General features: G+C 60.9%; 1 protein-coding gene. It reads left to right on the forward strand.

Going from position 1 to position 404, the window contains the following annotated elements:
* Positions 1-404: ABC transporter ATP-binding protein (locus KJQ99_RS11440; protein WP_214150755.1), on the forward strand; the 404-nt coding region annotated here is incomplete at both ends.

Consider the following 404-nt stretch of genomic DNA (forward strand, 5'->3'; position numbering starts at 1 on the left):
CGCCAGCAGCGCGTCCTGGAAGCCGCCAAGCTTCTCGGCCTGGAGGACTTCCTTAACCGTAAGCCGAAGGCACTCTCCGGTGGTCAGCGTCAGCGCGTCGCCATGGGTCGTGCGATTGTTCGTAACCCACAGGTCTTCCTCATGGACGAGCCATTGTCGAACCTCGATGCCAAGCTGCGCGTCCAGACCCGTACCCAGATCGCCGCCCTGCAGCAACGCCTTGGCGTGACCACCGTCTACGTGACCCACGATCAGGTTGAGGCCATGACGATGGGCGACCGCGTTGCTGTTATGAGGGACGGCGTTCTACAACAGGTCGATTCTCCTCTCGCTCTTTACGACACTCCGAAGAACCTCTTCGTCGCTGGCTTCATCGGCTCCCCCGCTATGAACCTCATGGAAGG

This window comes from Campylobacter sp. 2018MI13, assembly GCF_018501135.1.
GTDB lineage: Bacteria > Campylobacterota > Campylobacteria > Campylobacterales > Campylobacteraceae > Campylobacter_E.